The organism is Veillonella sp. LMAG:90 (assembly GCF_008679445.1).
Lineage (GTDB): Bacteria > Bacillota > Negativicutes > Veillonellales > Veillonellaceae > Veillonella_A.
Genome location: NZ_NAND01000001.1, coordinates 1,204,827 through 1,215,000, shown reverse-complemented (window position 1 = coordinate 1,215,000; position 10,174 = coordinate 1,204,827). Strand labels below are relative to the sequence as shown.

Genomic DNA, 10,174 nt, shown 5'->3' with positions numbered 1-10,174 from the left:
AGCTATCTCCGTGTTCGATTGGCATTTCACCCCTATCCACAGCTCATCCCAAAGCTTTTCAACGCTCACGAGTTCGGTCCTCCACACAATTTTACCTGTGCTTCAACCTGGCCATGGATAGATCACTACGGTTTCGGGTCTACTATCACTAACTATTCGCCCTATTCAGACTCGCTTTCGCTTCGGCTCCATGTTTTCCACTTAACCTCGCTAGTAACAGTAACTCGCCGGTTCATTCTTCAATAGGCACGCCGTCGCGCTGCAATTATACGCGCTTCGACTGTTTGTAGACATACGGTTTCAGGTTCTCTTTCACTCCCCTCCCGGGGTGCTTTTCACCTTTCCCTCACGGTACTATGCGCTATCGGTCCATACTGGTATTTTGCCTTGGAGGGTGGTCCCCCCTGCTTCCCACAAGGTTTCACGTGTCTCGTGGTACTCTGGATACTGTCCCGTGCATGCAGGATTTCGATTACAGGGCTTTCACCTTCTACGGCTGTGTGTTCCAACACGATTCTTCTATCCCATTTACACTTGATGACAGTCCTCAACCCCGGTTCGGTTTCCCGATCCGGTTTGGGCTCTTCCCCGTTCGCTCGCCGCTACTAGGAGAATCTCGTTTGATTACTCTTCCTCTGGGTACTTAGATGTTTCAGTTCCCCAGGTGCCCTCCTCATACTCTATGGTATGGGTGACAGAACATAACTTCTGCCGGGTTCCCCCATTCGGAAATCTACGGGTCGAAGGTTGCTTGCACCTCTCCGTAGCTTATCGCAGCTTACCGCGTCCTTCATCGGCCAGTATAGCCAAGGCATCCACCGTACGCCCTTAAAATCTTTACTTAGATTTTTAAGACTTGCGTCTCGCCTGTAGCTTAACCTACTCTTTATAAATCAGAGAATTTTTTCCTAATGTGCTTGGTTAAACCATTTGGATTACTCCAAGAGGCTTACCTTACATATTAATTATCTATCTTCTATGCAGTTTTCAAAGAACAATGCTCATATATAGTTATATGAACTTGAGAGTCTTTGCAGATCTCTCAAAACCGAACAATGTAGGTTACTGTACGAAGTACAGCGCCAAAGTGTCGACCTAAGTGACATCGAAGAACCTGTCTTCGTGTATGTCTCCCTAGAAAGGAGGTGATCCAGCCGCACCTTCCGATACGGCTACCTTGTTACGACTTCACCCCAATCATCGACTTTACCTTAGACGGCTGGCTCCCGAAGGTTACCCCACCGGCTTTGGGTACTTCCGACTTTCGTGGTGTGACGGGCGGTGTGTACAAGGCCCGGGAACGTATTCACCGCAGTATGCTGACCTGCGATTACTAGCGATTCCGACTTCACGTAGGCGAGTTGCAGCCTACGATCCGAACTGAGAGCTTGTTTCTGGGGTTTGCTCCACCTCGCGGTTTCGCTTCCCTCTATTAAAGCCCATTGTAGTACGTGTGTAGCCCAGGTCATAAGGGGCATGATGACTTGACGTCATCCCCGCCTTCCTCCGCATTGTCTGCGGCAGTCTCTCATGAGTTCCCACCCGAAGTGCTGGCAACATAAGATAGGGGTTGCGCTCGTTGCGGGACTTAACCCAACATCTCACGACACGAGCTGACGACAGCCGTGCACCACCTGTTTTCTGGCTCCCGAAGGAGAAAAACAATCTCTTGTTTCGTCCATCAATGTCAAGACCTGGTAAGGTTCTTCGCGTTGCGTCGAATTAAACCACATACTCCACCGCTTGTGCGGGCCCCCGTCAATTCCTTTGAGTTTCAGCCTTGCGACCGTACTCCCCAGGCGGGGTACTTATTGCGTTAACTCCGGCACAGAAGGGGTCGATACCTCCTACACCTAGTACCCATCGTTTACGGCCAGGACTACCGGGGTATCTAATCCCGTTCGCTCCCCTGGCTTTCGCGCCTCAGCGTCAGTTGTCGTCCAGAAAGCCGCCTTCGCCACTGGTGTTCTTCCTAATATCTACGCATTTCACCGCTACACTAGGAATTCCGCTTTCCTCTCCGATACTCCAGTTCCATAGTTTCCATCCCCTCACGGGGTTAAGCCCCGCACTTTTAAGACAGACTTATGAAACCGCCTGCGCGCGCTTTACGCCCAATAATTCCGGACAACGCTTGCCACCTACGTATTACCGCGGCTGCTGGCACGTAGTTAGCCGTGGCTTTCTATTCCGGTACCGTCAAATCCTTGCATTATTCACACAAGGACCATTCGTCCCGATTAACAGAGCTTTACAACCCGAAGGCCGTCATCACTCACGCGGCGTTGCTCCGTCAGACTTTCGTCCATTGCGGAAGATTCCCCACTGCTGCCTCCCGTAGGAGTTTGGGCCGTGTCTCAGTCCCAATGTGGCCGTTCATCCTCTCAGACCGGCTACTGATCATTGCCTTGGTGGGCCGTTACCCCTCCAACTAGCTAATCAGACGCAACCCCCTCCTTCAGCGATAGCTTATAAATAGAGGCCACCTTTCAATGAGCTTCGATGCCGAAGTTCATTCGTACGCGGTATTAGCAACGGTTTCCCGTTGTTATCCCCCTCTGAAGGGCAGGTTGGTTACGCGTTACTCACCCGTTCGCCACTAAGATCGATAGAAGCAAGCTTCCATCTCTCTCCGTTCGACTTGCATGTGTTAAGCACGCCGCCAGCGTTCGTCCTGAGCCAGGATCAAACTCTCCAAGATATCTTGGAGCTATTTGCTAGCTCGTTTTCGTTGTTTGTCTCTAACCGAAGTTAGTGACTAGAATTTATTTGGTTGGTTTCGACGTTGTCGAAACCCGCACTCTGGCTATGTTCATTTCGTTAAAAATGATTACCTTACATTGTTCAGTTTTCAAAGATCTGCTCGCTTAATCTTCATTGCACTTAACGCATTTCAGATTTGCGATTCAGTCACCGTCATCTCTGACATTTTTTATATTGTAACACCGTTGTTTTATTCTGTCAACAACTTTTTTACAAGTTATTTACGAGATTTAAACATTCAGGCTACTCACAACACTCAGTGTTGTTTGTCGTCTTCAACTGACGACTTGACTATCTTACCAAATTAATAAGGGGAACGTCAACCCCTAATTTAATTTTTTTCAGAAAATTTTAAAACAAGAATATAATAGCCGACACCTCACAGGCAATCGGCTATGTATTCTTAATTGTTTACTTTATTGCATTCTGTACATTGCTGTGAGTAAGAAACTATTTCTTCCCCCACACGAGGTAGAACAACTCTTCACCCATACTGCCTTCAGGAATTGTATCTACTGTATTATCAAAATAAAACTCATCCGCTGCATATGGTGTGCCATCAGCATGGAAAGGTTTTACATCTAAGGTTTGCATAGTGTAGTTAACACGATTTATACGAACCAACTCTAAATAATGTTCGCCATTGGTTTCATTTACACGAATCCACATGGTAGCTACCCGATCATCTTTTACAACCGAGCTATTATCGACCGAGTATTGCTCCCCATCAGTATTTTCACCCAAGTAGTACCAATCAGCTGCATTTACTTCAAATGTACCACCAAAAGTTAAAGCACCAAACACACCTAACGCAAGAACTGCACTTTTCCAAAGTTTCATACGCTCCACCTCTTTTTTCAAAATACTATACACTAACAAAAAATAGAAAATGATTCTCTACTAAATATAATATTATAAAAAATAAACTTTATCAACTAATTTTATAAATTTTATCTCAAAAAGTGATTAAACATAATGTGTAGTTATAAAAAAAGAAGCCATAACTGATATATAGCTTAATGCTTTATATAGTTACAGCCTCTTAATCCTGCTAATTGTTATGTTTCTTAATATTCAGCAATTATTTGCCAATATTATTTCTTTAAACCTAATTCTTCTTCCTGTACATTCATACGTTTAATTTCTTTTTCCAAAAGTTTGTCATATACCTTATTACCGGTATCAACTTCAACCTTTTCTTCTTCAGGGTGTTTTTCACCCAAATTCAAAGAATCTTTGATGGTATTAAGGCGTTCTGTTTCTTTTTCTAATAAGCGATCTTCTACTTTTTTTATGTCTGACATAAGAAATACCCCCATTTCTTAATAACACATACTCGCTACCATCATAATAACAACTTCTTCTATTTTTTTCAATATAAAAATTATTTTTTTATTTTTGCTTATGAATATCAGCTTACAACAATCTATTCATACTTCAATATTTTTTGTATGTATTCTTCCGTCAAAGAACTAAGTTACAACTCATTACATAAAAAAACCGCAACAATCAGTAATATAACTATTATCTAATGTTGCGGTTTATTGATTATGACTATTATATTTTTACGCCAAACGTTGATAAAAACGTTTCACATAGAAGTGATAAATTAGGAGCCCCACAATGGCGATGGCTGCATTAAGCTGATACATCAATTCAAAGCCGACCCAGCCGATGACTAAACTTAAAAGGGCTGAGCCTAAACCTACGCCAATGTCCAGCGATAAAAAGTACGTTGCATTAGCCGCACCGGCTCGTTCCGGAGCAGCCGCTTGAACACCCAATGTCTGAAAGGCCGGACTGATGGCACCGTAGCCAAGACCGATAATTGGCGCTGATGCTATAATCCACCACGGCGTAGTGGCCAAACTCAATATGATAATCCCGATACCATAAAGGAGAAAGCCCGGATAAATTAATATATTCGCGCCCAACTGGTCAAAAGCCCGCCCTACCCACGGACGAGTTACCACAATGGTTAAGGCATATAATACGAAAAAAATGCTGGCCATAGTACCCTGCCCCATCTCAGTAAGCATAATCGGCACAAATACCAATACACCGGAATAGGTGAAGCTGATAAAAACACCGATGATAGCCCATGGCAAGGTAGTGCGCTCAAAGAAACGATCAAAATTCCAAGGCCGTTTTTTAGCTAATTGCGGCAGAGCCAAAGACTCATCGAGCTGTTTACGATTAACCACATAAAAACTCAACAAAGCACAAAGACTTAAAAAGATAAAGTAGGCATTCTTATCCCATAAATCCAGAATAGTCAGCCCTAAAAACGGTCCGATAACCATGGCCACATTAACGAATACGGAAAAATAACCTATCCCTTCCCCTTTGCGATGCTTCGGCAATACCAAAACGGCCACTGCCGCTACCGCCGTCGTGCCGACAGCAAAAATCATACCGTGCAATAAGCGCAAAAAGAAGATTAAATCCATAGACTGTGTAAAGTTAAAGGCTATCATAATGAGCAGGAAAATACCGGTTGTGGCAAAGAGTACTTTACGTTTGTCAAAACCGTCTATAATTTCACCGGCAAAGGGCCGACAAAGAATTGTACCAATCTGGAAATACGTCATAGCCATACCGGCTTGGAAGGCCGTCCCGCCGTAGACCCCGGTAATAATTAAAGGCAAGCCCGCAATCAATATATATTGGCTCATATAGTAAAGACAACTGCTTAGGCCGCAACCGAGAAATTCCGCTGACCAAATTTTACCTTCTTCCGCTGCCTGCTGCTGATTCGATGACATCATATCCCCCATATCATGAGTACCCGCTGCATTAGTTTGATGAGTACTATTTTTTTGTCCGTCCTGACCCATAGACATCTCCTTCCTTTTTCGCTATCATCACACCATTATAGTTTTACCTGCTGAAAGATTATTAAAACTCTGTTCCAATAACAGGTTTATACTTTGGGCTGTATTTAATGAGTCCCATCATTTTGCGGTAACTCATAAAGTACAAATAAAACACAGTAGCCTCGAAAGACTACTGTGTTAATTATATTACTTATACGATTATACTACCGTTCGCATTATATAGCCACACTAATTTTATGTATTACCATTAATTAGCTTTAACGGCATTACGCATATCTTTTTTGTTGCTGCTCTTCCAAATAGCCCAAATAGAAGTAGCTACGCAAATGGAAGAGTACGCACCACTTACGAAACCGACAATCATACAGAGAGCGAAGTTTTTAGTTGTATCGCCACCGAAGAAGTAGAGTGAGCAACAAGCAAACAATACTGTTGTCAAAGTATAGCAACTGCGGTGAATACTTTGCGCAATACTTGCATTCGCCAAATCGGCAAATGTATCAGAACGTTTATGGGTATGCGTGTTTTCACGAATACGGTCGAAGATAACTACCGATTCATTCATGGAATAACCGATTACCGTCAAAATAGCGGCCAAGAAGGACGCATCGATTTCCAACTGGAAGAAGGAGAATACGCCAAGTACCATGATAAGGTCATGGAAAATAGCGGCTAATGACGAAAACGCGATACGGTATTCGAAACGGAAGGAAATATACGCTGCCAATACTAAGAAAGCAATGGCCAAGTTAATAAGCGCATGTTCCGTAACTTCCGAACCGATTACGGCCCCTACGGATTCCACACGTTTTACTTCATTTTGACCTACATTTTTATTTAAGCTTTCCACAACGGCTGCGCTTTCATTCGCATCGAGGTTACGGGTACGAATGATAACGTCCTTACCGGATGTTTCATTGCTTTCACCGAATAACTGAATGATAGCATTTTCCAAATTGAACTGTTTCAAATCTTCACGAACTTGCGCAACCTGTACAGGCTGATTAAATACTACTTCTACAATGGTACCACCGGTATAGTCGATACCGAAGTTAAAGCCGCGTACGAAGATAGACACAAGACTGGCAATAACCAAGAGAGAAGACAACGTGAACCACCAACGATGGTGTTTAATAACGTCAAAACGCATTATTTTTTGCCTCCTTTCTTGTAAAGCTCCATGGTCGCGGTTGGCGACACATTAGCACCATACCAGAATGGATGATTCGTCAAATTACATTCGATCAACATCCGCAATAAATAACGGCTTACAAATACGGCCGTAACCATACTGATAGCAACACCGAGACCGAGGGTGATAGCGAAACCGCGCACCGGACCGGAACCAAGCACAAACAAGATGGCTGCCGTAATCATAACGGACATGTTCGCATCCACGATAGTTGCAAGGGCACGCCGGAAACCGGATTCCATAGACATGCGCAAGGTTTTACCAACCTGAACTTCTTCTTTAAAGCGTTCGAAAATCAGGATATTCGCATCCACCGCGACGCCCATGGAGAGAATAATACCGGCGATCCCCGGCAGTGTTAAGGTAGCCTGCAAGAAATGCAATACGGCCAACAATAATAATACGTAAATGAGAAGCGCTGTAGTCGCTACGAAACCGGAGACACGGTACAATACCAACATAAACGCTACGATAAGACCGATACCTACGGCAAAGGCTGTTACCGACTTATCTTTGGAGTCCTGACCAAGTGTCGGACCTACGGTACGAACTTCCAATACATTAACTTTTACAGGCAACGCACCGGAACGAAGCAAAATCGCAAGGTTTTTAGCTTCATCTAAGGTCCTACTACCGGTGATTACGGCTTTACCGCCCGTAATCGGTTCGTTAACTACAGGGTTTGTTAATTGTTCTCCATCAAGATAAATCCCGATGTGACGACCCACATTCATAGTTGTCAAATCAGCGAATTTCTTAGCCCCTTCATCGGTAAACTCAATAGCTACCATGAATTGCTTATTCTGACCGATTTGTTCTTTCGCATCTTTTAAATCATTACCGGTTAAATGAACTGTGCCATTTTCATCCTTAAATTCCATAACCGCTGTTTTACCAATGGTTTTAATGGCTTGGTCCGGATCTTTAACACCCGGTAATTCGATAATGATACGTTTCTTACCTTCACGCTGAATTAATGGTTCAGCCAAACCCATTTCGTTGATACGACGTTCAAGAATCTGTCTGGCTCGTTCTACCGCATCATCAGTTACTTTGTTCTCGCCCGCATCTTCTGCTTCCAGAACGATGTGTGTACCACCTTGTAAGTCCAGACCTTGTTTAATCGATTGTGCCAAAGGCCCAATAAAATAAATAAAGGCTGCAAAGATCAAGGCAATAACTGCAAGAAATTTTGCCAGTGCCTTACCGTTCAAAAAAATTCCCCCTCCTTAAATCGCCAGGGCAGCCACTATTGCGCCAATAAATTGAAACGTAATAGCAGTGTAAAATGATTTCACATAATTAAGATACATAATTATTTAAATGTTAAAACGCGCTCGTCCGTAATTAACCCGGCGAGGCGTTTATCATGCGCTTCCATAGGAATCTCATCGGATACAACTTGGATGTCCCATGCAACGCCGATTAAGCGTTCTTTAGGGACTTTAGCCAAAAATCGGTCATAATAACCGGCCCCCATCCCCATACGGCCACCTTTGGTATCAAAAGCTACTCCGGGAACTAAAATTAAATCCAGTTCATTAGGCGCCGCCGTTTCATAAGGTTCATTAGGAATGCGTATATGAAGGACGCCTGTTTTCACATCATCAAGACGTGTTAACCGGGCTGCAATCATTTCGGTTTTAGATACGCAAACCGGCACAAAGACCGCTTTGCCCTCTGCCAAAGCCTGTGTAACCAGAGCATCGAGATTAGCCTCTTTCGGCATGGCCAAATAGGCCATTATGGAGTGAGCCTTTTTATATTCAGCTGATTCCATAATGTGTTTGCACAGTGCCTCGGCCCGCGTTTTGCATTCACTGTCAGACATGGCTTGGCGCCTTGCTTTAAAAGCAAGGCGCATTGTATGCTTATCCATATTATTTGTCATCTTTGCCAAGCACATGAGCTACGCTGGAACGAGCTAATTTGATTTCAACTTTTTCAGCGATTTGAAGCATAATTGCATCGTCAGTCAAAGCATTGATTGTACCGTAAATACCACCGATAGTCACAATTTTCTGACCTTTTTTCAAACTGTTCAAAAGTTCGTTACGAGCTTTCTGTTGCTTTTTCTGTGGACGATATAAAAGGAAATAGAAAATTACAACCATTAATAATATCGGCCAACCGGCTTGAAATAACTGTTCTAAATCTGCCACTGTCTGTTCACCTCCAAAAAAACATATATATCTTTCAACGTCTAGTGTCCCCTATTTTTTATAACCGGCCCAAAATTCATCACGAAAAGCCGGGAATCGGTCTTCCAAAATAGCGGCGCGCATTTGACGCATGCAATTCAATAAGAAATACAAATTATGATACGACACCAAACGGAAAGCCAAAATTTCTTCCGCCTTGTATAAATGTCGAATATAGGCACGAGAATAATTGCGGCAAGTATAGCACTGACAGCCTTCTTCCAACGGACCCCAATCATGAGCGTACGTAGCGTTTTTAATAACTACACGGCCATTATGAGTCATGGCCATACCGTTACGCGCCACACGCGTCGGGAATACGCAGTCAAACATGTCTACCCCGCGAGCCACACCTTCCACCAAACAGTCCGGTGTGCCAACGCCCATCAAATAACGAGCCTTATTAGTCGGTAATAATGGCGTTGTGTGATCCAAGATATCGTACATCAAATCATGCGGTTCCCCAACGGATAAACCGCCGATGCTGTAACCGTCAAAGTCCATAGCCACCAATTCTTTGGCACTACGGGTTCGTAAATCTTTATACATACCGCCCTGAACGATACCGAACATGCCTTGAGTCGGTGATGTGTGAGCCTTGCGGCAACGTTCCGCCCAACGAGTGGTACGTGCCGTAGAACGGTCCGCATAAGCATAATCAGCCGGATACGGAATACATTCATCAAAAGCCATAGCTATATCGGCACCTAATTGCTCCTGTACTTTAGTAGCAATTTCAGGTGATAAAAACTTCTTGGAACCATCGATGTGGGAACGGAAGGCTACCCCTTCTTCGGTAATTTTGCGCAAATCACCGAGACTGAATACCTGGAACCCGCCACTGTCGGTCAGGATACCGCCATCCCAATTCATAAAGCGATGTAAACCGCCCGCCTCTTCTACAAGGTCCGGACCGGGACGCAAGAACAAGTGATAAGTATTGCTCAAAATAATCTGAGCGCCCATCTCTTTTAATTCTTCCGGCGACATGGTTTTAACCGTTGCCTGTGTGCCTACCGGCATAAACATAGGTGTTTTAAATGTACCGTGCGGCGTATGTAAAAGCCCCGCCCGTGCACCGGTATGGGGACATTCTTTTTGTAATTCATAGGTAATAACCAAGCATATCCTCCTATCTAGTTGCAACCTGTCAAGTACATATTATAGCACAAAATATTTAA

The 10,174-nt window shown here is 43.9% G+C and carries 8 protein-coding genes and 2 rRNA genes (1 of these 10 running past the window's edge); all 10 read right to left on the bottom strand.

Annotated features, from left to right (window positions below; all coding sequences use genetic code 11):
* A 23S ribosomal RNA gene (locus CCC71_RS05375) occupies positions 1–842 on the bottom strand (it extends 2,091 nt beyond the left edge of the window).
* 296 nt (positions 843–1,138) lie between these two features.
* A 16S ribosomal RNA gene (locus CCC71_RS05370) occupies positions 1,139–2,701 on the bottom strand.
* The 16S and 23S rRNA genes sit together here, the layout of an rRNA operon.
* A gap of 512 nt (positions 2,702–3,213) precedes the next feature.
* Positions 3,214–3,603 (bottom strand): hypothetical protein, encoded by a 390-nt coding sequence (locus CCC71_RS05365; protein ID WP_021842384.1) that lies wholly within the window; start codon positions 3,601–3,603, stop codon positions 3,214–3,216.
* A 254-nt stretch (positions 3,604–3,857) separates the two neighbouring features.
* Positions 3,858–4,067 carry a hypothetical protein gene (locus CCC71_RS05360; protein ID WP_021842383.1) on the bottom strand — a complete coding sequence of 70 codons (210 nt, stop codon included), beginning with the start codon at positions 4,065–4,067 and terminating at the stop codon, positions 3,858–3,860.
* A gap of 261 nt (positions 4,068–4,328) precedes the next feature.
* Positions 4,329–5,600 carry an MFS transporter gene (locus CCC71_RS05355; protein WP_226974692.1) on the bottom strand — a complete coding sequence of 424 codons (1,272 nt, stop codon included), beginning with the start codon at positions 5,598–5,600 and terminating at the stop codon, positions 4,329–4,331.
* A gap of 247 nt (positions 5,601–5,847) precedes the next feature.
* Positions 5,848–6,750 (bottom strand): protein translocase subunit SecF, encoded by a 903-nt coding sequence (secF, locus tag CCC71_RS05350; protein WP_296333183.1) that lies wholly within the window; start codon positions 6,748–6,750, stop codon positions 5,848–5,850.
* Positions 6,750–8,006 carry a protein translocase subunit SecD gene (secD, locus tag CCC71_RS05345; protein WP_021840943.1) on the bottom strand — a complete coding sequence of 419 codons (1,257 nt, stop codon included), beginning with the start codon at positions 8,004–8,006 and terminating at the stop codon, positions 6,750–6,752. Before secD ends, secF begins: the two co-directional genes overlap by 1 nt.
* A 101-nt stretch (positions 8,007–8,107) precedes the next feature.
* Positions 8,108–8,671 (bottom strand): 5-formyltetrahydrofolate cyclo-ligase, encoded by a 564-nt coding sequence (locus CCC71_RS05340; protein ID WP_247239742.1) that lies wholly within the window; start codon positions 8,669–8,671, stop codon positions 8,108–8,110.
* A gap of 1 nt (position 8,672) precedes the next feature.
* Positions 8,673–8,954, bottom strand: a complete 282-nt coding sequence (gene yajC, locus CCC71_RS05335) for a preprotein translocase subunit YajC (RefSeq protein WP_021840941.1) — start codon at positions 8,952–8,954, stop codon at positions 8,673–8,675.
* A gap of 51 nt (positions 8,955–9,005) precedes the next feature.
* Complete coding sequence (tgt, locus tag CCC71_RS05330; RefSeq protein WP_296333180.1) at positions 9,006–10,115, bottom strand: tRNA guanosine(34) transglycosylase Tgt; 1,110 nt, start codon at positions 10,113–10,115, stop codon at positions 9,006–9,008.
* Between the last annotated feature and the right edge of the window lie 59 nt (positions 10,116–10,174).